Genomic DNA, 24035 nt, shown 5'->3' on the forward strand with positions numbered 1-24035 from the left:
ATGCGCTTCTTTCGCGATTCAGACAAGCTTAAAGCGCGCCGCCAGAAGCAGGAGTCGGCCGCCAGCGACAAAAGCAAGCCGATGGATTTCGAGCTGGCCGGGCTCGAAGAATCGGATATTGAAGGCGATCTGCGCGGCGGACGGCTCAACCTGCCGCCGGTCGATGGCAAAGTTCGAATCTTTGGCATCTATAGCGAAGACCAGATCCATGACATGCTCAATGATGCCGGCGTCTTTGCCGGCATTGCCGACAAGGGCTACGCCGATTCGCGCCTGGAACTGCATTACCTCTCCGAGCTAGATCAGCGCATCTTCATCAAGAGCGGCGATGAGATTCTGGTGCACATACGCCTGAAAGTTTCCATGTTTCGATTTCGGCTGCATCCAGGCCAGCCGCAGATGAAGCTGATGTACATTGACTGGCTGCTGACCAGACATCCGCGCTCTCGACACATTCGACCACAGCGTCTCTTTCCGGGACAGGAGGCCCCGGGCCTTGGCTGCTTCAATCAGATCGCTGACTTCATCACCAGTCTGGCGCTGGGCGTTGGCGCTCGCGGCGCCTTCAATATCCCCGAGTACTTTCACGATGCGGTGCTGTTTCATCGACGCTTCAACTTCTACGATCCGGTGCGCGAGGCCTTTTTTCGCGGCATCATTCGCGATTTGCGTCGCCACGGAGCGCGCGAGATTTCGCAGGCCTTCTCCGACGGTCGCATCTTAAATCAGGACAACGAGCCCGTGGAGTGGCGGCCAGGAGAAATGATATCGGTTTTGAACGAGGAACTCGATATCATGACCTGGAGTCAGGACTACTACACGCGAGTCGTTCGCGAACTGAAACGAATCCGATTCCGCCTGGCGCCTGCCGACCACCGCAAGTCTGCTGAGGAAGGAAGGTAATGAGGCGCGTCTACGTTGCAACATCCGTTTCTGACAGGACGCGATTGCGTCCGCCATCTTTGGCGGCATAGAGTAAGCGGTCCAGGCGCGCATAAAATTCGTTCAAGGACTCGTGTGGACGAAACTCGGCGCAGCCCAGCGATGCGGTAATTCGAATCGGCTGACCGGCCCACTGAAACTGAATCGCCTCGATGCCACTGCGCACTTTTTCCGCCGCCTCGCGGGCGCCTTCGATGTCGGTCTCCGACAGCAGCGCCATAAATTCCTCGCCGCCGGTGCGAGCCAGAAGGTCAGCTCGCCGTAAAGCCGCGCGCATCGCCGCCGTCGCCCGAACCAGCGCCTCATCGCCAGCCTGGTGGCCATAGCGATCGTTGATCGCCTTAAACAAATCGAGATCCAGCATCAAACAGCTGAAGGGCGTTTGGTAGCGGCGCATTCGCTCGATTTCTTGATCCAGAAAGCGAAAGAATTCGCGGCGATTCAAGAGACCGGTAAGCGCGTCGGTAGAGGCCAGCTCGCTCAGCCGCTCTTCGTAGACCGCCTTGTAGACTGCCGCCGACAGAATCGGCGTAAGCTGCTCCAGCATGGCGCGGTCTTCGGCGCTGAAGGCTTCCGGTTCCGTGCGAAACAAATAGATTACACTCAATAATCTGTTTTCCGAATAGACTGGCGTCGCCAGAAAGCTCTGCGCTCCGGCTTTCAGAAATTCGGGCTGTGCCAGTGGATGTGTCGCATAGTCATTGAGCAATGTAATCGAGCGATTCTGGAAGATGTAGGCGTAGGGGGTATTGGCGGCGGCGGTGTGGAACTCGGCCTGGCTCTTGAGCTGCGCGCCATAGAATCGCGCAAAGCGGAAGGTCTCGCCATTTTCAATCAATTCGCCAATGGCCGCAAAGTCAGCCTGCAGCAAATCAGCGGCGCCTTTCAAGGCTCGGTCGATGGTCTGCTCCGCGCCGCGTTCCGTCAAAAGACCGGTCAACAATCGATTGATCTCGTTGTTCAAGCGCACGGCGCTGCGCAGCCGCTGCTGGGTGCGCTGCTGGCGATCCACATCCAGCAGGGTGCAGATCACGACGCCCCTTTCCACGCCGGGGGCCAGAGGCGTCAGGACGGCGGAGGCGGTGACATAGCGGTTGCTTCCTTCCAGCAGTACGAGGTGATCTTCGATGGGCGCCGCGCCGCGGGCGACGCGGTAGTAGGGGGCCTCGCGAAAGGATTCCGGTTCGCCGCTGAGCGTGCGGGCGCGCCACGCCTCTGGCGGCATCATTGCGCCGCGAAGATCGCTGCGATCCAGCAACAGCAATTCCCGGGCTGCTTCGTTGATGCGCAAGATGCGACCGCTGGCGTCCAGCAGCAGCACGCCTGCCGGAAGGATATCCAGCAGACGTTGCAGCAGCGGATCCTGTCGCGGAAGTTCAGCGCCAAGCAGCGCCTGCGGCGTGATGTCGCGCAGCGTAATGACCACGCCCCAGAGATCGGGGCCCGTCTTCAAGGGCGTCGCCGTAGCCAGGGCCTGCACACTTTCTCCCTCGCTGCGCTTGAATTCGAGATCGTGAGCGGAGGCGATTTCTCCCTGCAGTACGGCTTCGCACAGCTCGCGTACACGCGGGCCGATCCATTGCTCGGCGCCGCCGCCGAGCAGCTCGCCGTGAGGCCGACCGAGCAGGGCGCCCGCCGCCGGATTGGCGTAACGTACAAGCAGTTCGCGATCGATGCACAGCACAGGGTCATTTAAGGCATTGAGCATCAAATACAGCGATTCCAGGCCGCGCTCTCCCAGAAAATCGGGGAGTCGCTGAATCGGCGGCTTCGGTTGGGACGATTCCATAAAAGCAAAGCTGGACCCGGCAGGGGCCCAAGCGTCTTGCATGCCCCGGCCCGCTGGAAGCGCAAAAAGAAAATGACGGGTCATGGAGCGTCTGAAGGCTGTTCGGCCATGGCGCAAGCAAGCATTGGCGTAATTGGCGGATCCGGTATCTACGATCTGGAAGGATTGAAAAAGGAAGGCGAGCTTCGTCCGGAAACTCCCTGGGGGCTTCCCTCCGATGCCATCACGCTTGGCGAATTTGCCGGCCAGAAATTGGCCTTTTTGCCGCGCCATGGACGCGGCCATTTTCTGGCGCCACATCAAGTTCCCTTTCGCGCCAACGTTGCCGCCCTGAAGATGCTGGGAGTGGAGCAGATTGTGGCTTTTTCCGCCGTTGGATCGCTGCGCGAAGAGATTCCGCCGCGCGACTTTGTCCTTCCCTCGCAGATCATCGACCGCACCAAGGGCCTGCGGCCGGCCACTTACTTCGAAGACGGCATTGTGGCGCACGCCGCATTTGGCGATCCCTTCTCAAAGTCAATGGCCGACGCCATTGAAAGTCAAAAGGACGTTCTTCAGAAGGTCCAATTGCATCGCGATCGAACGCTGGTGTGTATGGAGGGACCGGCCTTTTCCACGCGTGCGGAATCGATGATGTATCGACAGTGGGGCGGCGACATCATCAACATGAGCGTATTGCCCGAGGCCAAACTGGCGCGCGAGCTGGAAATCGACTATCAGATGATCTGTATGTCTACCGACTACGACGCCTGGCGTCCTCATGAGGATTCAGTCACTGTGGAAGAGATCATTCATATACTGCACGATAACGCCGACAATGCCCGGCGATTGCTCGCTGCCGTTCTGCCCAGGCTCAGCGCCCAAAGCTCCCTCAAGGGCTCCATGAAATTTGCAATCATCACTGCGCCGGAACTGCGCAAGGGCGCCCAGGCTCAAAAACTCAAACGGGTGTTGCCGGAGTATTTTTGAGGGATGCATCGCTCCCGGAGTTACAACCGTCGTCGCGGCGAAGCTTGCCGACGCCTGGCGGCCTTGCTCCTGGCGTTGTTGCTGGCGCCGCTGCAAGAAGCGGCGCTCAGCGCACAAACAGTTGCCGCGCCCGCTGCCGGACAGGAGCGTTTCCCTACCACGCGTGATCCATCCTACCAGCCGCCGATCAGCGGGCGTCGAACCGGCAATGTATCGCCAGAGGCCGCGGCCGCTGTATCCGCCTTGAGCGGAGAAAGTTCATCGCTGGAACAATTCTATCGGGCGCGGCGCCGGCAGCTACAGGAGCGCCGCCGCCGCAGCGGCGCCTATCGCGAGCGCGAAATCCAGAGCCTGCTCGATCAAGGTCGGGAACAAACGGCGCTGGAGCGGATGATGTTGCGGCAATTTGGACAGAACAGTTTTGGGCCAGGCTTCGGGCGCCTGCCTGAAGAAGAGGAAAGTGACGGCCAGCGTTATGCTCGCGTCAGCATTCTGGCCTTGCCGCTGACCTGTGCGATTAGTTTTGGACTCTTGCAAGCCGGACGATTGGCCGGCGGCGAAAGCGCTCCGCCGCCAAACGGTCAATCCTGGGCCGCCTTCGGCCTGGGCTTGATTGGCGCGTTGCTGGTCGGTTGGAAAGACTACAGCGATCTGCAGGCGCTGCGCGCCGCAGAAAGCCAAAGCTGGCGGCAGCGGCGTTATCTAGAGGACCTTGGAATCCAGGCGCCGCCTGCGACGGGCGGAGGCGATCGCTCGTACTGGGCCGCTTGGCCGGCGACGCCCAAAGATTCCGCGCTTTTTGCCGCACGGTTTGATTTCTGAATCGCCGCTCGGACTCCTCTTTGAATAAACCTTGACGGCACGGGCAAAACGATAGGCCATCGTGGCATGGCCAGGGCGCGCAGCAAAGAATCGCGCGAAAGCGGACGGGACCTGCTCGATGATATCGAACTCTTGAATGTCCATCGCTATCCTGAATCGATGCCGCCGGCGATTGTCGCCCATGTGCGCAATTCGCGCGCCTGTCAGCGTCGGCTTGAGGAACTGCTGAAGGGGCTGCCAGGCCGGCGGCGCGAGGCAGCCAACTGGAATCCGCTGGAGCGTCAGCAGACGCCAGTCGTTGAGCAGTCGTCGGACGCCAACAGCGCTGCCCCTGCTTCGCCGCCGGAGGGCGGCGGAGTCGGTCAGATGTTGCGTAAGTTGTTCTCGTGAAGCCAGTCCAGATTGGTTTGTGCGGTCTCGGCGTCGTTGGCCGCGGCGTGCTGGAAATTCTGCGCAGCGAGCAGGAATTCCTGCGTCCGCGCGCCGGCCTTGATTTACGCGTGCGTCGCGTCTTCGATCGCAGCTGGCGTCGCAAGGCCCCCGCGCTGGGCGAAATAGAAGCGACCGATAATCCAGACGATGTGCTCAATGATCCCGAAATCGACATCGTAGTTGAATTGATGGGCGGCATCGATCCGGCGCGAAAAATAGTAAAGCGCGCCATCGAAAATGGGAAGTCAGTGGTCACCGCCAACAAGGCCCTGCTGGCGCGGCACGGAAACGAGATCTTTGGTCTGGCGCGCGAGCGCAAGGTCGGCTTTGGTTTTGAAGCGGCGGTGGCCGGCGGATTGCCGGTCATTCAGAATATGCGCCGCGGACTGATTGCCAACGAGGTTCGCGGAATTTGCGGCATCCTCAACGGCACCTGCAATTTTATTCTGACGCGCATGCAGGACGATGGCATGGACTACGACGCGGCATTGCAGCAGGCGCAGCAGCTTGGCTTTGCCGAACGTGATCCCTCCTTTGATGTCGATGGACGCGACGCTGCACAGAAATTGGCGATCCTTTCGGCCCTTGCCTTTGACACTGCGATTCGCGAGGACGCGGTGATTATCGAGGGCATCCGACAATTGCGCAGCATTGACCTGGAGTTTGCCCGGAGCTTCGGTCGGGTGGTGCGCTTGCTGGCGGTGGCCCGTCAAACGGAAGACGAGAAGCTAATCATGCGCGTGCATCCGGCCATGATTCCCATCAATCATCCGCTGGCGGCAGTGCGCGATGAGAAAAACGCCGTCTTCTTCGACGCATCCAATAGCGGACCGACTCTGATTACAGGAAGCGGAGCGGGCGCCAGGCCGACGGCGGCGGCGGTGATCAGCGACCTGGTCTTCCTCTCTCGCAGCCGACCGGACAGCTCCGAAATCTGGTTATCCGGGTTGGATCTTCCGGAGATGCACAGCGACTTCTGGTATCGCACTTATCTGCGCTTCCAGACGCGCGATCAACCTGGCGTACTGGCCGAGATCACGCGGGTGCTGGCGGCAGGCGAAATCTCTATTGCTTCGGTGCGTCAGCCGGAGACGGAGGAGCCCGTGCAAGTCGTAGTTACGACCCACGAGGCCCAGGAGACTCGCTTGCAGGAGGCTCTGGCCCATTTGAATCAAGCCGACTTCATGCTGGCGCCGGCGGTCATGGTGCGCCTGGAAGACGGTTGGTGAGCGCAGTCGCTGAAGACTGGCCATGTCGTCTGCTTCTGCATTGCAATTTACCGGGCGAGCCCAATCATGTTGACTGCTTCATTCTCGATGGCGGGGAGGAGCTTGCAACGCTGCGCCTTCCTGAGGGATTTGCTCAACGCTTGCAGTCGCTTTCGCCAGCGCAGCGTAACCGATTGGTCTTGCGAGTACGAGAGCCTGGCCAGGGCGGTCCGCTCGACCTCTGGCCGGCCGCCGAACAACCCAGGCATCGTCGTCACTACTGGACCTACTCCGGTCAGCTTTCCGCCGGGCGCGGTTCGATTGCCGAAATTGGGCGCGGAAGGCTGCTTGGCTGGAGGGGCGGCGCGGCCTGGCTGGAACTACGATAGCGTCCGAACATAACTGACGACGCGTCAGGCTTTTTCCGATTGCCGCCGATTGCTTTTCGCGTTCTTCTGTCGCATAAGCGCTGGATCCTTCGTCCGATAGTGCAAGGGAATGGACCGCCAGACCCGGGATGAAGTCGATGCGCACAGCCTTTCTTTCGGTTGGACCGGTGAGTGATCTGGAATTTGCGGACTTGAGTCTGCGTATTGATGGCGAACGCCTCGAAGGCAAGCCGCTGGAAATCTGGCGCTTTCGCGGCAAGATTTCCAATAATAATTCTTTCGAACTGAATCGCAAGATGCATTCCCTGCTGGGCGGCGATTGCGTGCACGTCATCATGGACCTTTCCGAGCTGGAATACATGAATTCAACCGGCGTCGCAATTCTGTTCTCCGTTTTCTTTCGCCTGAAAGAAATGGGCGGCAAGATGGTCATCGGCGGCACTCATCCCTTCCTGCGCCGCGTCTTCGGCCTGATGGACCTGCCGCCTGGTATGGTAATGCTTGACAGCGTCGAGGCTGCCAAACGCGTTCTCTTCTAGAGCGGCGCGCGATGCGACGTTCCAGAACGTACGCAGATGCCCGTACCCTTCATTGATCTCAAACGCTTCGAATCTGGATTTTTAGAACGCTGGTCGCAAAAGGTCGCCGATTTGAGCGGCGCGGCCAGCTTCATCGGCGGCGCCGAGGTTGCGGCGCTTGAGTCTCGATTGGCGCAGGAATGCGGCGTCGCCCATGCGCTTGCCTGCGGCAATGGCACCGATGCTCTCCAGTTGGCCTTGCGCGCCGGCGGCGTTGGACCCGGCGACGTAGTGTTGCTACCCGATTTTACCTTCTGGGCTACCTTCGAGGCTGTGGTCAACGTCGGCGCCTCGCCGGTAACCGTGGACGTGCACCCGGAAGAGCGTCACATGGACCTGGAATTGTTTCGCCGCGCGCTCGATCAATACCGCCCCAAAGCCGTCTTGTTGGTACATCTATATGGTTGGGGAAGCCCACATATTTCTGAGTTTCGCGCGCATTGCCACGAACGCGGGACGCTTCTGATCGAGGACGGGGCTCAAGCGTATGGCGTACGCTTCCGCGGGGAGAGCATCTACCGCGGCGCAACTATCAGCACCATCAGCTTTTATCCGGCCAAGGTGCTGGGCGCGGCCGGCGAAGCCGGCGCCGTACTCTGCAACGATGAACAACTTGCTGCTCGCCTCAGGTCGATGGGCAACCATGGACGAAGCACGCACTATTCCTACGATCATGTTGGCTGGAATTCGCGCATGGATGCGCTGCAGGCTGCATTCCTGAACCTCTCTCACGAATACCTTGCGGCCCGATTGGAAAGCAGGCGCGTCGCCCAGCGCTTTTACCGCGAGGCCTTTGCCGACAGCGGGCTGCATTGTGTTTCGCCGCCGGCCGATTTTCTGGAAAACGGCTATCTGAATTTGATGGTCTACTCCCCCGCCGACCGGGCGCGCATGGAAGCGCTTCTGAAAGAGAAGGGCATTGGTTATGGCATCGTTTACCCTGAGCCCATGTCGCGACAGCGCGGGGCCCAGGCGTGGTTGAAAGCTCATGTGGGCGGAGAGCAAGCCTTGCTGCAGGGCCAGAGCGTCCTATCATTGCCGCTTTTCCCCTACATTCGCGGCGAGGAATTGGAAGAGGTTCGCGACGTTGTGCTGGCCGCTCGCTAGGGCGCAGCGTTCGGTCGGACTGAATCCTCGGAAAAGAAAGCCAGCAGGATCCGCCCGATCTGTGCCGGATCCTCGTATTGGGGCGCGTGTCCGCGATGCGGCAAGATCAGCAAGGTGGAATTCGTGATGCCCGCCCTCCAGATTGGCGCCCTGGCTGCTACGACAGTGTGATCCTGAGCGCCCCAGATGATGAGAGTACGGGCCTTGATCTGCGGCAAGAGTCCGTTCAACGAGTAGTAGGGCCCGGCGCGAATCTGGCGACGAATGCTGTTTTGCCATTGGAATAGCCGCTGACTGTCGGCGATCATCTTGCGACGCAACGGCTCCGGGACCCAGGGCCGTTCGGCAAAGCTTTGATCCAGCGAAGCATCGAGCTCAGCGTCGTTAGTTAGCGGTCGCAATTCATCCTGGTAGGCGATAACTCCCGCTACGCTGACGCCCGCCGGCGAGATCAAGACCAGGCGATCGACACGCTCCGGCTGCTGCAGAGCAAAGGCCGCGGCGATGTGCCCGCCCATGGAGTTTCCCGCCAGGTGCACCCGCTGCAGACCGAGACGATCGAGCAGTGCCAGCAGGCGCTGGCATTGTGCGCCAATATCGTAACGCAGACGGTTATCCTGGGCGCTGTCGCCAAAACCAGGCCATTCCGGCAGAATCACATCGAAATGGGGCTGCAGGTAGGCGGCGCTCTGCAGAAAGGACAGGCGCGAATCGCCAAAGCCATGCAGTAAAACCAGCGGCCGGCCGGCGCCGCCGCGGTAGAGATCCATTTCGACATCGCCGGCCGCTACCCGCTGCCGTTCTACCCCGCTGCGCGTCTCGTAGATGCGCTGCAGTCCCTGCAACGCTGCGGCGGGCGCAAAGCGATACAGGATCAGAAGCGCGAGCAGTAGTGTGAGCAGAATCCCAATGGAGGTGCTCAAACGGCGATAGGTTCGGACATTCATTGGTTTTCGATTCTCCGCTGCGGACACGGACCGCGGTGGACGGAAGTCTATCCCTGCCGGCGGCGCGGTGCGAACAATTTTTTAACCGCAGCGTCTACTTTTCTGACAGGAAGCATGAAGGCCGCGAACCCATACTATACGCCATTGCTCGATGCGCGCTATTTCCAAATTGTTGCGCTCGCTGGAATTTTAGTCTACAGCCAGTGTTGTTTATCGTTTGGCCCGAACTGGACTGCGGTTGCGCTGGCAATACTCGCAGCCCTGGCCGTTCAGTGGATTGCCAGCAAGATGGTTGGCCTGGCGCACTTTGAATACCGCAGTGCGCTGATCAGCGGCCTTGGACTCTGCAATCTCCTGCGCAGTGATTCCGCCTGGATCTACGCTCTAGCGGCCGGCATTGCCATCGCCGGGAAGTTTGTATTCCGCGTGCGCGGGAAGCACGTCTTCAACCCGACAAACCTCGCCATTGTTCTCTTGTTGCTTGCCGACTCCGCCTGGACTTCCGCCGGGCAATGGGGCGCCTCGGCGATATTCGTCTTTGCACTGGTCTGCGGCGGCGGACTGGTCACGCTGCGCGCTATGCGCGCCGATCTAACCTTGAGCTTCTTGCTTGCCTTCGCAGCCATTGCATTCGGCCGATCGTTCTATCTCGGCGATCCCCTGGCCGTTCCGCTGCACCGCCTGCAGAACGGATCGCTTTTGATTTTCGCCTTTTTCATGATCTCTGATCCGCGCAGCACGCCGGATCGCCGCGCGGCCAGAATCTTTTTTGCCGCCCTGGTCGCGTTCGTGGCCGCCTGGATTGAATTTGGTCTCTATCGAAACAATGGCGTCTTCTGGGCCCTGGCTCTGTGCTCGCCGCTTAGCCCCTTGCTGGATCGCCTCGCGCCCGCGTCGCGTCACGAGTGGGACGGAGAATCCATGGGCGGACATCTGCGACGCGTTCTGCGTCTGCCTGGCGGCGAAGAGAAATCCGCCAGGGACGTCTTGAATCCTATGTAGTATAAATTGAGGGAATCGTATGAAATGGAAACGAAGTCTGATGGCAGCTGCAGTCGCGCTGGCTTTGGCCGGCCTGATCTACAGCCCGGAGATCGCGGCATTTTGCGGCTTTTACGTGGGTCGCGCCGACGCGCGCCTGTTCAATCGAGCCAGTCGCGTCGTTCTGGCGCGCAGCGGCGATCGCACCGTATTGACCATGGCCAGCGACTTTGAGGGTCCGCTTACGGAATTTGCGCTGGTAACGCCCGTTCCCGTGGTTCTGCGGCGCGACCAGATTCACGTGGGCGAAAGCGCGGCCCTGGATCGCATTGATGCCTTTACAGCGCCGCGGCTGGTGGAATACTTCGACGGCAATCCCTGCGAGACGATTAGCTACCACGATGTGGTCCGGTCCCAGAATGCGGAGGGCGTTGGCGGAGGCAATCGGGTGCAACCGACAGCCGGGCAGGGCGTGCGCATTGAAGCGCGCTACACAGTTGGCGAATACGATATACTGATACTATCAGCGGAAGATAGCGGCGGTCTGTTGAGCTGGCTGTCGCAGAACGGCTATCGCTTGCCCCCTGGCGCCGAACCTGTGCTGCAATCCTATATTCGGCAGAATCTGCGCTTTTTTGTGGCGCGCGTTAACCTGGAGGAACAATCGCGCACGGGCTATCGATACCTGCGTCCAATCCAGATTGCATTTGAATCGCCGCGTTTCATGCTCCCCGTGCGACTGGGTACGGTCAATGCGAACGGAGCTCAAGAACTCTTTGTCTACGCGCTCTCCCCCAGGGGCCGCATCGAATCGGTCAACTATCGAACGGCGCGCATTCCCAGCGATGCGCAGGTTCCAGAGTACATCAAGGACGAGTTCGCCAACTTTTATCGCGATATGTTCACTCGTTCCGCTGAGCGCGAGGGTTTGAGCGCCATCTTCCTGGAGTACGCATGGGATATGGGTTGGTGCGATCCTTGCGCAGCTGATCCGCTTTCGGCGTCGGAATTGCTGCAGCTGGGCGCCTTCTGGGCGGGAACCCCCGGCGCCGCTTCGACCTTTGTTACACGCATGCACATACGCTATACTGGCGAAAGCTTTCCATCGGACATCGTCTTTCAAGAAACGAGCGATCGAGGAAATTTTCAGGGCCGCTACATCATGCGTCACGCTTACAATGGTCCGGCCGAATGCGCCGCCGGCAAGGAATACCGACGCAGTTTGCCGGCGCGCCATGAGCAGGAGGCGCAATCGCTGGCGGCGCTCACTGGCTGGTCCATTGATAGCATTAGGGCGCGCATGGGTCAGAATGGCCCGCCGCCAGAGCGCGCCTGGTGGCAGCGCGTATTTCAGGATTGAACAAGATCGGGACTCTTACGGCGCCGCGATGGCGCCGGCAGTTTCTATGCAGCTGGCATTGAATTTCAGGAAGGCGAATCTTCCGCTTTGCGTCGCAATTGCTCTGGATGATTTGCCTTTTCCGGCCGGCGACTGCGGTATTCGGCAGTAAAGGGGACCTCGATGCGCGCTACAGTCCCCTGTTCTTCGCCGCCAATCCGAAAGAGGTTGGCGTTCAGATTTTCGCCTTTGAGCAAGAGCAGGTTCAATGCAAAACCGAGACCTTCGCCCTCCATCGCGTCGGCGTGGTCCATGTAGTATTCTGGGAGCGAATCGTAGCGCATGGCCTCGTTGAACTTGCGTCGAATGCGGGCTTCGTCCTGGGGTAGCAGCGGCATATTGTTGAGAATCTCAATGCACAACCCGTCCGGGGTATGGGTGAAGACCATCCGCACCATCAAACCCTTCTCACGGGCCTTTTGACCGTATGCATCCAGCCAATCGCGCGAGTGTATTTTCTCTCGAAAAGTGCTCATACCTGCCGCATATTGCTGGGAATCCTCAATGTTCAGACCCTCCTCCATGAAGTGCAGATGCTTCATGTTAGCCTTGGTGGCATTGGTGGCCAACTCGATGATGCAAGAAAATAGCGAGGCCTTCAGCACGTCGCGATTGTAACGCGCCAGGATGCCGCTGAGAACCGCATCCAGCTCCTTCTCGATATCGGAATCGACCTTAAAGGATACAATATGGATGGCGCGCCCATCGCTCAGCGCTATCTCCAGATTTTTTTCGATGTCGAAGTAACTCAAGCGAGACCGCCTGCGCGCTGGCAGCAGTCTGCATGCTAGGCGATCTCCGGAGACTGTAAACTACAAAACAATTCAAGTCAGCGACGAAGAAGAACGCCGCTCAGGCTCTGGCGCCTCTGGATCGTCGGGCGGAGCGAATCTTGCGCCGCTCCGGAAATCGGGGCGCGCTTTGTTTCGCCTCTGACGCTGCCGGAACAGCTGCATAGAACGGGGAGCGAGTGTACCAGGATAGCAGATCGGCGCCCAGTATCTTCAGCGCCCCGGTAACTGGCAGTGCAAATAGTACGCCCGGCAAGCCGCCGAGGCTCCCTCCGGCCAGTAGCGCGATGATCACTGTGGCCTGGCTGAGGCCTAGCTTTTCGCCAACGATCCGCGGCGTGAGCACATAGCCTTCTGTAACCTGCACAATCGCAAATACTATTGCAATGCCTACTAAGGCCCCAGGTCCATGCCAGTCCAGCAGCGCAAAGAGCACGGACAGTACGCTGCCGGTAATGGCGCCGACGTAAGGTGCGACGCTCAAGCAGCCCGTCAAAATTCCTACAGCTATGCCTGTATTCGCCTGCAACCCGGCCAGGTGAAAAACCAGCCCGAAGCCAGCGCTGTAAAGGACAGCCAGGATGCCGGCAACCTGCAACTGTCCGCGAAACCATTGGCCCACAACTTCATCCATCGCCCGCAGTCTGCTGAGTACGAGCTCGCGGTAGGCGGGTGGAATGAGCGGCGTCAGCGCGCTGCGCATGCGATCGAAGTCGCGAAGAAAGTAGAAGAGAAAGAGCGGAATCAAGACAATGTTCAGCAGACTGGAGATGACGGCGCCGGTCGTGGTCACGGCGCTCAACAGCCAGGCGCCAGCTCGATTGAGAATCGCCGGCAAGGCTTCCTTGAGGTTTTCGCCGTAACGGGCGACGGCGCTGGAAACGTCCTCGGGTAAGACAAAGCCAAAGGTATCGCGAAGCCAGGGCAGCCCTTGATTCTGCAGACGATCGCTCAGCTGCGGCATCGTATCGGCCAGCCTCTGCACCTGGTATCGAATGCTGGGATAAAGAAAGACGGCAAATGCGGAAACAAAGGCGGCGAAGGCCAGGAGAATGATGAGAATTCCAATCGAGCGCGGTATTCCTCGACGCTGCAGCCAGCTGATCGCTGGATTGAGCAGGTAGGCGACAATCAAGCTGAAAAAAACGGGGAATAATACATCGGCCAGCGCGAAGAGCAGCCAGCCAAGCAGGAGCAGCGCTGCCAGCAGTCCAAGCAACCAGTAGACTCGGGTCGAAGTGTTCATAGGGATTCCTGCCTCAGTCCGGCGAGTACTCATAGTCCGGCAGTCCGCGCAGTAGTTGCAGAAGCTCTCGTTTTTCGGGACTCTGCAGCGGCGCAAGGATTGCCTCAATCTGTGCAATGGGGTGCGGAAGGTCTTCGCGGCTGGCGCGGTAGTCGCGAGCCGCGGCGGAGTTGCCTGGCATTGTTTCGCGCAACGTACGCAAGGCTTCGCCAACGCGGCTCGAACGCGGATAGCGCTTCAGGAACTCGCCATAAGTATTGATCCAGGCGGATAGGTCGCAGTCCAGAAATCCCTCGCACTCTCCGCCCAGCAAAACGCCGGCGGCAGTCCAGGCAAAATCTTCAGCAATCGGTTTTCTTCCCAGAGCGCGGGCGCGATCCCAGAGCAGCTCGCTCTTCAGAACATAGATGCCCGCCAGTTCGTGTTCTCTAAGCAATGCGCCATTGGCCTGCAGCCACTCCCGCTGGGTACTGTCAGCGTCGCTGGCGACCAGTGCGGACGTGCGTCCTACACATTGATAGAAAGCCAACTCCCAGGGTAGCGCCCCATCGCCGCGCCGCACTGCGCGCTGGGCGGAAAGGAAATCACACACCGCCTTCGCTTCGCTAAAGGTCAAAGCCTCATCGCCCAATCGCTTGGCCGCCAGTTGCAACAGTTGCGCGCTACGATCGCCGCGAGGCAGGGAATGCAAATAGGCGTCAAAGGCCCAGCCCGCGCCGGATCCGCCGCGCACCTGTCGCCAGCGACCGCTCCGCCCGCTCAGAGTCGCAGCCGGGCCGGGGGCTCCCTGCAACTGAACGATTTCGCCAAAATGGAGGCGGCCGACAACTGCGGCGTTTTGATCTGGCAAGCGGCGCAGTCGAAGTTCGCTGGCGGTAACGACCATTTCTTCGGCCAGCAGGGCGCTTGCAGTCGCAAGCAAAAGCAGGAGTGCGCAGCTTGTTCTGATGTGGTCCATGGCGCTCCTGGCGGCGTGCTCTGGAAATCCGGGAGCGAGCCTTACACCTTTTGCCGCTCTGCTCCGTCCCTGTCCAGCAAGTGCGCGGTCTGGAATGGTCGTGAAAGTATTGCGCGATGGGCGAGGGGAGGTAGAGTGACCTCCGCTTCTGCCTGGCGGCGACGCAGCGGGATGCGGCAACCATGACGGACTTAATTCTGGCCACGATGCTGGTGCTGGTCGCTTCTGCGGCCTGTTCCATGACTGAGGCTGCTCTGTTTTCGGCGTCCATCCACCGCGTGCGTCAGCGTGCCGAAGCCGGGAGCTCCACGGCGCGCGTGTTGCTTGCCATTCGCGAAAGAATGGACGGGCCGATCACCACACTGGTCATTCTCAACAACATTGCTAACATCCTGGGCAGCCTCTATGTGGGCGCGCTGGCAGCAGAGAAACTGGGCGAAGCCTGGCTTGGCGCCTTTTCCGGCGGACTCACATTTCTGGTGGTCCTGTTTGCCGAGATTGTTCCCAAGCAGCTTGGCGAGCGCTATGCCATGCCCATTGGCATGCTGACGGCGCGCCCGGTACAGTTGCTGACCGTGCTGTTTGTTCCAGCCGTGTGGCTGGTGCGTTTGTTGACCTCGCCGCTGAGGCGCGGCGCTCCCGCGCCAACCACCGATGAAGCCGAAATTCGCATGCTGGCGCACATCGGCCACAACGAAGGTCAGATCGAGCAGGACGAGTCGGAGATGATCCAGCGCGTCTTTCGTTTGAATGACACAACGGCCAAGGCCCTGATGACCCCGCGCGTCAGTCTGACGCGACTGGATGGCCGCGAAACATTGCGTAAAGCCCGCGAGTCGATCCTGCGTTCTCAACACACGCGCATCGTTGTCTGCGGGGAATCAGTGGACGATGTGATTGGCATTGTTCGCAAGGACGACCTTCTGGCGGCGCTGGCCGCCGATCGTTTTGAAGAGACGGTCGCCAGCTTTGCGCGCGATCCAATCTTCGTTCCAGGCAGCGCGCGCGCCGATGACCTGCTGGCTACCTTTCGGCGTACGCGGCAGCATCTGGCGGTGGTAGTCGACGAATATGGCGGACTTTCCGGCGTGGTGACGCTGGAGGACGTGCTGGAAGTGCTGACCGGCGAGATCGTCGACGAAACAGATCGTGTCGTCGACTTACAAGAAGAAGCGCGCCAACGGGGCCGCCGCAATCCGGGAAATCAACAGCGGCCGGAGCCGGCCTGAGACATTATCCAGCGCTCTTTTGCGCCGACCGGTAGTGGTCGTAGGACTCCGGCGAAAGCGACTTCAGTCGATCCTCAAAGTCTTCCGCCGCATCGCGATCCAGTTCTTGTAAACGATAGTACTGAATCAGGACCAGGTAGAGATAGCAAAGCCTGGCCCGGACGCGATCGCGGTAACGCTCAATCACCACGCGCAAATCGCTTTCCAGCCGCTCCACTTCGGCGTGGACCGAACGCAGTTCGCGTTCGCTCAGCGCGCGCAGACCGGCGGCAAAGGCGTGCGACATCAGACGCGCCGGCAGCCACTCCACGGCGATATCCCAATCTTCATTCTTTTCGCGCAGCGCGGACTGCAAGGATTCCAGCGCCGGCGAAGCGGCAATGATGCTCACATCAATCGCCCGATGGTCCAGATAGAAGGCGTCGCGATAGTAGCTCAAGCCGCGGACGCGACTGCCGGCGTCGCCCTTGCTGAGCAACGCCTCGCCCAGCAGAAAGTAGAGTCGTGCATCGGGTCCTTTCCGGCGCAAAGCAAACAACAGGATGTCACAGGCGTCGTCGTAGTCCTCCAGTCGAATCAGACAGACGGCCAGCACGCGCAGCATTTCAACGTCGACGGCGCCGCCGGATTCCTCCTGGAAGGCTGTGCGAAAGTTCTCAGCAGCGGCGCGCAAGGCGGCCTGCATTGCCGCCTGGTACGCAGGAAAAGACTGGTATTCACGCTGACGCGCAGCCTCGTCAAATTCATCCCATTGACGCATCAACCAGTCGGCCAGCGTGCGTCCGACTTTGATGCTGGCCCGCTCCTCCTGGCGATTGTTCCACCAGCCGCTGGCATAAAACCCAGCGGCATACTCGCTGTGTTCCGGCGATTCCTCCACCAGATGGCCGAAGAGCTCTTGCGATCGCACAAAGTCGCCAGAGGCCAGCGTTTGAAGGGCGCGGGTGTAAGCGGCCGAATTTGCCATGAGAGCGCTCAACGATAATTGTCGAAGACGCAGGCAAATTCAAGATCCGCATCGCGAATCGCCTTCTGGATTTGCTGCAGGTCGTCTTTGTTCTTGCCGGTAACGCGCACGGCATCGCCCTGGATGCGCGATTGCACTTTCAGTTTTGAATCTTTGATGATGCGATTGATGACCTTGGTCTGATCCTGCGTCAGCCCATTCTGAATATCGACCTTGCACTTTGCAATGCCGCTGACATTCGATTGGAATTCCCCGAATTTGAAGGCCTTGAGGTTGAGATCGCGTTTGGCCAGCTTGGACTGCACCACATCGATCAACTGTCGCATCTTAACTTCGTCCTGCGCTTCCAGTTGAATGGCGTCTTTCTGCAAATCAATCCTGGCCAGAGCGCCTTTGAAATCAAAGCGAGTGGCAATCTCCTTGTTGGCCATGTCCAGGGCGTTGGAAAGTTCCTGTCGGTCTACCTTACAGGCCACATCAAAGGAATGTTCGGACATCAGGCGCTCCTTGTGGCCGAGCCCAGCTGCTTTGCAACGAGAGCGACTGCTGCCTGCAGCGCAGCGGGCAAGGCCTCAGCGTTCTTTCCGCCGGCCTGGGCCATTTCTGGTTTCCCGCCGCCGCCGCCGCCGATGTGCGCCGCTGCCTGGCGCACGGCAAGACTCATATCAGCGCCTGCTTCCACTGCGGCGCGGTCGGCCATAAAAAGCAAGAGCGGACCCTTTTCCGTGCGGGCGCCAAGCAGAACTATGATTCCACGAGCTTTTTCTTTGGCGCGATCGCCAAATTTGCGCAGCGTTTCGGCGTCCGTCTCGCCGGCAAAGTGGCTCAGGATTCGGCACGCTCCGGCGGGCATGGAATGCTCCAGCGCAGAGTCGACCTGCTCCAGAAGCTGTCCGGATTGGGCCTGCTTTCGCTCGCGCAGTATTTTGTTCAGTCGTCGGTCGGCCTCGGCCAATTGAGCGCGAGTTTCCTCGATTCGTCGCGCCAGGGGCGCAACGTCCGCCGCCGACTTGAGCGCCGCGCTGGCCGTGGCTGGCAGCCGCGCCGTTACGACCAGGCTCTGCCACTCGGAGCTGCCGGCATCGATTCCTAATTCGCTGGCATGCAATTGCAGACGCGCGTTATGCGCCTGCGTCTGGGCGTTGCATTCGATGATTTCATCCTGGAAAAATTGTAGCGCCTTTTCGCCAGCCAGGGCCTCGATCCGTCGGTTGCCTGCGCCGGGGCTGGCCTCGCGCAGGATGTGAAAGAATCCAATGTCGCCAGTATTTCGCACATGGCATCCGCCGCAAAATTCCAGCGACAGATCGCCGCGCGCACCCATGCTGACGATGCGCACCTGAGAACCGTATTTTTCGCCGAAGGTCGCCACCGCGCCTTTCTTGCGCGCCTCTTCGATGGGCAGCACCTCCGCCTGCACTGCTGCGGCGCCGGCGATCGCTTCATTGACAGCCGCTTCAATTTCCTGCAGCCGAGCCGGTTCAATACGCTCGGAATGAGAAAAATCGAATCGCAGATAGTCCGGCGATACCAGCGAGCCAGTTTGTACGATATGATCGCCCAGTTTCTGACGCAAAACCTGATTGAGCAGGTGCGTGGCGCTGTGATGACGCATCAAGGCATCGCGCCGTTCGCGTTCGATGGCCGCTTCAACTACGAAGCCTGGCTGCAGTGTCCCGGCCTTCATTTCGCCAATGTGCAAATAAAATCCGCCGACCTTTTGCGTATCGCTGACCTCAAATAGCGCGCCATCCGTTCCGCTGAGTTGACCGCGGTCGCCGAGTTGACCGCCGCCTTCCGCATAGAAGGGAGTTCGATCCAGTATTACGATCCCGTTTTGACCTTCTTGCAAGCTGGCGACAGTCGTCTCGCCTTGCAGAACTGCCAGCACCGTAGATTGCGCCGCGTCTAGATCGTAGCCGACAAAGGTTGTGGCCTGCTCGGCGCGAACTGGCAGATCAGAGGGCAGGGTGAAATCCTTGAAGCGCGCCGCCTGCGAGGCTCGCAGCCGTTGCTCCTCCATGCGCATTTCAAAGCGCTCTAGGTCTACCGTCAGGCCAGCCCGCGCTGCCAGTTCAATGGTCATCTCCAGCGGGAAACCAAACGTGTCATAGAGCGTGAAGGCGCGGTCGCCGCTGAAAAGAGGAGAATTGCTGGCGCGGCGTTCTTTGAGATACTCATCCCATTTGCCAAGTCCATGCTCCAGCGTGCGTAAGAAGCGCTCCTCTTCGGACCGCAGTCGGCGCTCAATCTCCGCGGCGCGTTCTTTAAGCTCGGGATAGAATGCGCCGTAGATTTGCGCCAGCTCGCCGCTGAGGCGGTGCAGAATCGGCGCAAATATGCCCAACTCACGGGCGAAGAGCAGGGCGCGGCGGATGATGCGGCGAATGACATAGCCGCGGCCGGTGTTGCCGGGATAAATGCCGTCGGCGATGCAGAAAGAAGCGGCGCGGGCGTGGTCGGCGAGCACTCGAAATGGTTCGCGCGTCTTTGCTGAATAGGCGATGCGCTGGCCATCGGCGCGAAGTTCAGCGCTCAGCTCTTCGATGCGCTTCATGACCAGCGCCATTTCGTCCGTGTCAAAAACAGAATCCAGATCATTGAGCAGCGCGGCCATGCGCTCCAGGCCAGCTCCCGTATCGATGCCGGTCATGGGCAGCGGATGAAGCTTCCCTGCCGCGTCCTGGTGGAACTGATTGAAGACCAGGTTCCAGTATTCCATGTAGCGATCGCCTTCGCCGCCTGGAGCGCACTTGCTCTTGTCGCTGCAAGTGCAGTGCTCGCAGATTTGGGCGCCGCGATCCAGGTAGAGTTCCGAACACGGTCCGCAGGCGCCGGAATCGCCGGCCGGGCCCCACCAGTTGTCGCTCTTGCCGAGGCGGGTGATACGCTCAGCGGGCAGGCCGGCTTCTTCTCGCCAGATCTGCACCGCTTCGTCGTCGCTTTCGAAGACCGTTACATGAATGCGTTCTGCGTCCAGCTTCAGCCAGTTGAGCGAAAAATCCCAGGCCATGCGAATTGCTTCGCGCTTGAAGTAGTCGCCAAAGCTGAAGTTGCCAAGCATTTCAAAAAAGGTCAGATGACGGGCAGTTTTGCCGACGTTTTCGAGGTCGGTTGTTCGCAGACATTTTTGAATGGTGATCGCGCGGCGCGAGGGCGGCGTCTCGGCGCCGGCAAAGTAGGGCTTGAACTGCACCATGCCGGCCGTCGTAAATAGCAGCGTTGGGTCGCCGGCCGGTATTAACCCGGCGGAAGGCAAATGCAGATGCTTCTGCCCTTCGAAGTATTCGATCCACGCGCGCCGAATGTCAGCCAGACGCCAGCTCCTGGCCGTCGCCGTCGTGTCGGGGGATGTTGGCCTGGCGCCGGTCGAGGTCTTGCTTGCCGACGCTTTACGAACAACGCCGCTTGTCTGGACCTTGCTCTTCTTTTTTGCCGTGCTCTTTTTCTTTGCGCCCATTGATCTATTTCAACTGACGGACTTCGCAATCAGGAGCGGAATCATCCGCACTGCGGCGGCCGCCCTCCGTGTTCGAGTCCAGGATACCTGCTTTGATGGTCCGCAGCAATGCCCTGTCGGGCGTCGCGCCAGCGTCGGACGCGACCGTTTGCTTGCGTCAGGGGCAGCGCGCCCGAAGCAGCCTCTGACGAAAAGCCGTTTACATCGCAGCCAGGGCGGCAAGCCTGCCCTGCGATGCGCCGACTTGCATGGCTTGCCGCTGTTTTGTTGCTCTGCGTTTCAGCCGCTTGCGGTCAGATGGGGGGCGATGAAGTCGGATTCTTCACCGGCATCGATACCTTGAATCGCCGGGAGGCCAAGGCTCAATTGCGTCTTGGCGTGGCGATCAATGCGCAGCTTTGCCCTCAGAACCAGGCGGCCGCCTATTACGCCTACTACTATACGGTGCCTGCCTTTTTGAACGACACCCACTACCGCGCTGATCGCATCGAAACCTGCATGTGGCTGCTGGCATCGACGCCCTGCATTCCCAACCAGCCCCAGACCTTTGTCGTCGGCCTCTATGGCTCGGTGCTGTCGGCCTGTAATCCCAAGAAGTCGGGGTTCTGAAATCGCGCTTGCGCGCGGCCTGATTTTGCGTGACTTTCTGGCGAGGAGCGCTTGAATTTTTTTCAGTCGCGCCCTAAATTGCCTTATCCGCCTCTCCGAAAGAGTCCAACAGGAGATATATGGCCATGCAAGCACCCTGGAATCTTCGCCGGATGACTACACTGATGGCGCTGGTCATATCGACCCTCAGCGGACTCTGGGCCCAGGCGCAGCCCACATCGCCGCCGCCCACCAACATCAATCCTCAGACGCAAAATCCGTCGCCGGTGCAGCTGGCCGGAAGCTCCCAGAATCAGAACGTCGCTCCGGCGCAGGTGCAGGACGAACTGCGCGCCTGCCGTAACCGCAGCAGCCAGCCAGTCAATCCAACTGATCGTCCAATGTTCTATTCTACGTCCTGGGGGAACAACCCGCAGGAAGGGCAGTATCGCAATGAAATGGAGCGACTGCTGACCAGCGAAATCAACAACGTCAAGCGCGCCATTGAGGATGTGGCCAGAAAGCACGTTGAACTGATTCGACTCTATCCACAGTTTGAAGCCTACCAGGAGATCGTTCTGGAGGACAACCCAGGCAGCTGGCGCGACGGCACTTTCGTCAACTCCAAGAAGTTGATCATCTTCCACTACACGCAGGACAAGAAGCTCGACTGCGTTGTGCTTGATTCTCTCACGCGAAGCGTATACAATCCCAACCTCTGGACGCGCAAGCTGATGCGTCTCTACTACCCCAATGTGCAATCCGTGGAGCTGGAAACGCTACGGCACAATTACCGCGAACCGGGTACCCTGGACCGGACCTCCCCGGAGATCCAACTCAAGGCCCTGCGTTTCATTTTCCTGAACCTGCGCACGGCGCTCTACTCGATGGATATGATGATTGCCGCATACTATGATCGTCGCAATCAGTTCAATGAGTGGCAGATCGGCCTTTGATTGGTCGCCGACCACGGCCGGGCGCGCCTGGAGCGCACTTTTTTGACTTGTTGGCGCAGCCGCTCGCGAAAAGATCGCCGTTCTGACCATGTCCGAAGAGCAAGCCGAAAAGAAGAACAAGAAAGTCAACAAGATGAGTCTGCCTGAGGTGCAGGCGGCCATCAAGAAGACCGAAGAAAACATGAAGGGGCTGACCAGCAAATACGCTCTGGCCCTGCTGAGCCGCAAGGCGGAGCTGGAAGCCGGCCGCTGAGCGGCGTTTGACGCAGCTCCCCTCTCGCACTGCCCGGCATCCGGGACGCCCATCCTTGAGTCGAAATCAAATTCAGATGTCTGATGCGCTGGAGCAGTACGTGTCCAGCGTAAGCGGTCCTGAGCACCCTCTGCTGGCGGCGCTCCGCGAAGAAACGGCTGCTATGCCCGAGGCCGGGATGCAGATCTCCTCCGCCCAGGCCCACTTTTTCCAGTGGTTGCTGCCGCTGATAGGCGCCCGTCGCTGTCTGGAGATTGGCGTCTTCACTGGCGCCAGCTCTCTGGCCTGCGCCCTTGCTCTTCCTGCCGACGGGTACCTGCTGGCCCTGGACCAGAGCAAGGCATGGACCGATATTGCACGGCGCTACTGGCGCAAGGCCGGCGTCGACGGCAAGGTAGAGCTGCGCCTGGGGCCCGCGCTGGCAACGCTGGAGAAGCTGCTCGATCTTCCCGATGCCTTTGAGTCCTTTGACTTCGTTTTTATCGATGCAGATAAGTCGAGCTATCAGCACTACTACGAGTGCAGCCTGCAGCTGGTACGGAGGGGCGGCGTAATTGCAATTGATAATACGCTTTGGGGCGGCCGGGTGCTGGTCGCGGATAGCACGGACATTGATACACAATCGATTCGGCAATTGAATGCATCCCTGAGCCAGGATCGCCGCGTACAAATTGCAATGCTGCCCCTTGGCGACGGACTGACCTTGCTGCGCAAGCTCTGAGTCGAGACTAACTCGCAAGATCGCTTCCTTGTAGAAGAGCTTACAAGGTTTTAATATTTCTCAGCGTTCTTACAGCGTCCTATCAACCATAGGGGGCTCAGTTGTGAAAATCGGAATCTTTCGCCTTGCTCTACTTTCGGCAATCACGCTGGTTGCGTTCATTACTCCTTTGACTGCCGGCGCACTCCATGCGGCGCCGACCTGTTTCCAGCCGATGGAAGCCAGCGAGCAGGTTTGCATCGACTTCACGCGCACCTGGTACATGACTACTGTGGACAGCGTTTACGTCGAGCTGCGCGTGCGGGACCTCAACGCCAGCGCTGAGTCGCATGTCTGGAACCGGGGACAGTACCAGCTTTCGCATCTGGAGTTCGAAAAATTGAAGGCGGCGCTGGCCGGTCAAGGTCTCAGTGCGTCCTGTCCGCATAGCGCATTTCGCCGAAGCGTAAACGCCGCCTTGGCCCGCGAAGAATATTGCCGTTGAGTTTCTGGCAAGCGGCAAGCGGCCTTTTGCGGTTTGCTACTGACGATCTTCGGAAGCTTCCGTGTGGATGTAGGCGCCCAGGTTTGTGCTATCCGAACTTTTGTTGGCGCCCAGGAAGTAGCGTTCCAGAGCAAAGCGAACAGAATTGAATGCAAGTTGCGACCAGGGGATTTCCGCTTCCGTAAAGAGACGCACCTCCAGCGATTCGCGACCCGGATAGAAATCCAGGTTGAGAAGTTCCGCCAGGAAAAGCAGGTACACCTGGCCGATGTGCGGCACGCTGAACACCGTATGCAGTCCAGCAAGACGGACGCTGGCATTTGCCTCTTCAATTGTTTCGCGCACGGCGCCGTCTTCGGCCCGTTCGCCATTTTCCAGAAAGCCAGCGGGCAGCGTCCATTTGCCAGATTGTGGCTCATTGGCCCGTTTGCAGAGCAGTACCCGATTTTCCTGCCAGACCGGCAGGCAGCCAACAATCATGCGCGGATTCTGGTAGTGAACGGTCTGGCAGCTGCCGCAGATGTAGCGGTGGAGGGTGTCGCCTTCCGGAATGCGCCACTCCAGGCGGGCGCCGCAGGCTGAGCAAAACTTCATTGTCATTTCTTCAGTCTGGCGCGGACCGGCTTTGCGGAGGCGCGCGGCGCCCTGAGCAAAGCCTACCATCCGGCGAGGGGGCCGCTGGCTTCAACCGGAAACGTCGGGGACAGCGAAAATCGGCGCGGCATCGGCCTCTGATCGGTCCGGCGGAGCTTGAAAAAGTCCCCGCAAGGGCTTTTTCAGCAACCCGTCAGGCGCCGTTAATAGAAGAGAGTACGGACT

Annotated in this window: 25 protein-coding genes; 16 read left to right on the forward strand and 9 right to left on the reverse strand. The window is 59.6% G+C overall.

Features of this window, described 5'->3' with window-relative positions; genetic code table 11:
• Window positions 1-903, forward strand: a complete 903-nt coding sequence (locus tag K1X75_09920) for a hypothetical protein (protein MBX7058368.1) — start codon at window positions 1-3, stop codon at window positions 901-903.
• A gap of 10 nt (window positions 904-913) precedes the next feature.
• Here K1X75_09920 and K1X75_09925 read toward each other — a convergent pair whose 3' ends face one another.
• Complete coding sequence (locus K1X75_09925) at window positions 914-2731, reverse strand: diguanylate cyclase (GenBank protein ID MBX7058369.1); 1818 nt, start codon at window positions 2729-2731, stop codon at window positions 914-916.
• A gap of 108 nt (window positions 2732-2839) precedes the next feature.
• On the opposite strand from K1X75_09925, the gene mtnP reads away from it, so the two are divergent.
• The 7 genes from mtnP to K1X75_09960 all read left to right on the forward strand — a co-directional run bounded on the left by mtnP (window position 2840) and on the right by K1X75_09960 (window position 8236).
• Window positions 2840-3700 carry an S-methyl-5'-thioadenosine phosphorylase gene (gene mtnP / locus K1X75_09930; GenBank protein MBX7058370.1) on the forward strand — a complete coding sequence of 287 codons (861 nt, stop codon included), beginning with the start codon at window positions 2840-2842 and terminating at the stop codon, window positions 3698-3700.
• 3 nt (window positions 3701-3703) lie between these two features.
• Window positions 3704-4522: a hypothetical protein gene (locus tag K1X75_09935; GenBank protein MBX7058371.1), complete on the forward strand. Its 819-nt coding sequence runs from the start codon at window positions 3704-3706 to the stop codon at window positions 4520-4522.
• 66 nt (window positions 4523-4588) lie between these two features.
• A complete protein-coding gene (locus K1X75_09940) occupies window positions 4589-4912 on the forward strand; it encodes a hypothetical protein (protein MBX7058372.1) in 324 nt (107 codons plus the stop codon).
• Entirely contained in the window at window positions 4909-6183 is a 1275-nt protein-coding gene (locus K1X75_09945; protein MBX7058373.1) for a homoserine dehydrogenase, read from the forward strand. The genes K1X75_09940 and K1X75_09945 overlap by 4 nt, the downstream gene beginning before the upstream one ends.
• Window positions 6180-6551 (forward strand): hypothetical protein, encoded by a 372-nt coding sequence (locus tag K1X75_09950; GenBank protein ID MBX7058374.1) that lies wholly within the window; start codon window positions 6180-6182, stop codon window positions 6549-6551. Before K1X75_09945 ends, K1X75_09950 begins: the two co-directional genes overlap by 4 nt.
• 137 nt (window positions 6552-6688) lie before the next feature.
• Entirely contained in the window at window positions 6689-7090 is a 402-nt protein-coding gene (locus tag K1X75_09955) for an STAS domain-containing protein (GenBank protein ID MBX7058375.1), read from the forward strand.
• Window positions 7091-7126: 36 nt separating this feature from the next.
• Entirely contained in the window at window positions 7127-8236 is a 1110-nt protein-coding gene (locus K1X75_09960) for a DegT/DnrJ/EryC1/StrS family aminotransferase (protein MBX7058376.1), read from the forward strand.
• Here K1X75_09960 and K1X75_09965 read toward each other — a convergent pair.
• Window positions 8233-9183: an alpha/beta hydrolase gene (locus tag K1X75_09965; protein ID MBX7058377.1), complete on the reverse strand. Its 951-nt coding sequence runs from the start codon at window positions 9181-9183 to the stop codon at window positions 8233-8235. The genes K1X75_09960 and K1X75_09965 overlap by 4 nt on opposite strands.
• Before the next feature lie 114 nt (window positions 9184-9297).
• Here K1X75_09965 and K1X75_09970 point away from each other — a divergent pair, with 114 nt between their 5' ends.
• Window positions 9298-10185 carry an RnfABCDGE type electron transport complex subunit D gene (locus tag K1X75_09970; GenBank protein ID MBX7058378.1) on the forward strand — a complete coding sequence of 296 codons (888 nt, stop codon included), beginning with the start codon at window positions 9298-9300 and terminating at the stop codon, window positions 10183-10185.
• Window positions 10186-10225: 40 nt separating this feature from the next.
• On the forward strand, window positions 10226-11524 hold the full coding sequence (locus tag K1X75_09975; GenBank protein ID MBX7058379.1) for a DUF2330 domain-containing protein: 1299 nt from the start codon (window positions 10226-10228) through the stop codon (window positions 11522-11524).
• A gap of 65 nt (window positions 11525-11589) precedes the next feature.
• Here the strand turns inward: K1X75_09975 and K1X75_09980 are convergent, their stop codons facing one another.
• The 3 genes from K1X75_09980 to K1X75_09990 form a co-directional block, all read right to left on the reverse strand.
• Window positions 11590-12315, reverse strand: a complete 726-nt coding sequence (locus K1X75_09980) for a hypothetical protein (protein ID MBX7058380.1) — start codon at window positions 12313-12315, stop codon at window positions 11590-11592.
• A 100-nt stretch (window positions 12316-12415) separates the two neighbouring features.
• Complete coding sequence (locus K1X75_09985; protein ID MBX7058381.1) at window positions 12416-13600, reverse strand: AI-2E family transporter; 1185 nt, start codon at window positions 13598-13600, stop codon at window positions 12416-12418.
• A 13-nt stretch (window positions 13601-13613) separates the two neighbouring features.
• Entirely contained in the window at window positions 13614-14558 is a 945-nt protein-coding gene (locus K1X75_09990; GenBank protein MBX7058382.1) for an SH3 domain-containing protein, read from the reverse strand.
• Window positions 14559-14740: 182 nt separating this feature from the next.
• Here K1X75_09990 and K1X75_09995 point away from each other — a divergent pair, with 182 nt between their 5' ends.
• Complete coding sequence (locus tag K1X75_09995; protein MBX7058383.1) at window positions 14741-15787, forward strand: hemolysin family protein; 1047 nt, start codon at window positions 14741-14743, stop codon at window positions 15785-15787.
• Between the two features lie 4 nt (window positions 15788-15791).
• Here K1X75_09995 and K1X75_10000 read toward each other — a convergent pair whose 3' ends face one another.
• Genes K1X75_10000 through alaS form a run of 3 tightly spaced genes read right to left on the reverse strand, consistent with a single transcriptional unit; the run spans window position 15792 to window position 20214 of the window.
• On the reverse strand, window positions 15792-16754 hold the full coding sequence (locus K1X75_10000; protein ID MBX7058384.1) for a hypothetical protein: 963 nt from the start codon (window positions 16752-16754) through the stop codon (window positions 15792-15794).
• Between the two features lie 8 nt (window positions 16755-16762).
• The gene (locus K1X75_10005; protein MBX7058385.1) at window positions 16763-17251 is read right to left on the reverse strand and encodes a YajQ family cyclic di-GMP-binding protein; all 489 of its coding nucleotides are present in this window, start codon (window positions 17249-17251) and stop codon (window positions 16763-16765) included.
• Window positions 17251-20214 carry an alanine--tRNA ligase gene (gene alaS, locus K1X75_10010; GenBank protein MBX7058386.1) on the reverse strand — a complete coding sequence of 988 codons (2964 nt, stop codon included), beginning with the start codon at window positions 20212-20214 and terminating at the stop codon, window positions 17251-17253. Before alaS ends, K1X75_10005 begins: the two co-directional genes overlap by 1 nt.
• A 234-nt stretch (window positions 20215-20448) precedes the next feature.
• Here alaS and K1X75_10015 point away from each other — a divergent pair, with 234 nt between their 5' ends.
• The 5 genes from K1X75_10015 (at window position 20449) to K1X75_10035 (ending at window position 23216) form a co-directional block, all read left to right on the forward strand.
• Complete coding sequence (locus K1X75_10015) at window positions 20449-20823, forward strand: hypothetical protein (protein MBX7058387.1); 375 nt, start codon at window positions 20449-20451, stop codon at window positions 20821-20823.
• A 125-nt stretch (window positions 20824-20948) separates the two neighbouring features.
• On the forward strand, window positions 20949-21758 hold the full coding sequence (locus K1X75_10020) for a hypothetical protein (protein MBX7058388.1): 810 nt from the start codon (window positions 20949-20951) through the stop codon (window positions 21756-21758).
• An 88-nt stretch (window positions 21759-21846) separates the two neighbouring features.
• Window positions 21847-22011, forward strand: coding sequence for a hypothetical protein (locus K1X75_10025; protein ID MBX7058389.1), 165 nt, complete (start codon window positions 21847-21849; stop codon window positions 22009-22011).
• 76 nt (window positions 22012-22087) lie between these two features.
• Window positions 22088-22732, forward strand: coding sequence for a class I SAM-dependent methyltransferase (locus K1X75_10030; GenBank protein MBX7058390.1), 645 nt, complete (start codon window positions 22088-22090; stop codon window positions 22730-22732).
• 103 nt (window positions 22733-22835) lie between these two features.
• Entirely contained in the window at window positions 22836-23216 is a 381-nt protein-coding gene (locus tag K1X75_10035) for a hypothetical protein (protein MBX7058391.1), read from the forward strand.
• A gap of 36 nt (window positions 23217-23252) precedes the next feature.
• On the opposite strand, the gene K1X75_10040 is transcribed toward K1X75_10035, so the two are convergent.
• A complete protein-coding gene (locus K1X75_10040; protein ID MBX7058392.1) occupies window positions 23253-23810 on the reverse strand; it encodes an NUDIX hydrolase in 558 nt (185 codons plus the stop codon).
• Between the last annotated feature and the right edge of the window lie 225 nt (window positions 23811-24035).

The organism is Leptospirales bacterium (genome assembly GCA_019694655.1).
GTDB lineage: Bacteria > Spirochaetota > Leptospiria > Leptospirales > Leptonemataceae > SSF53.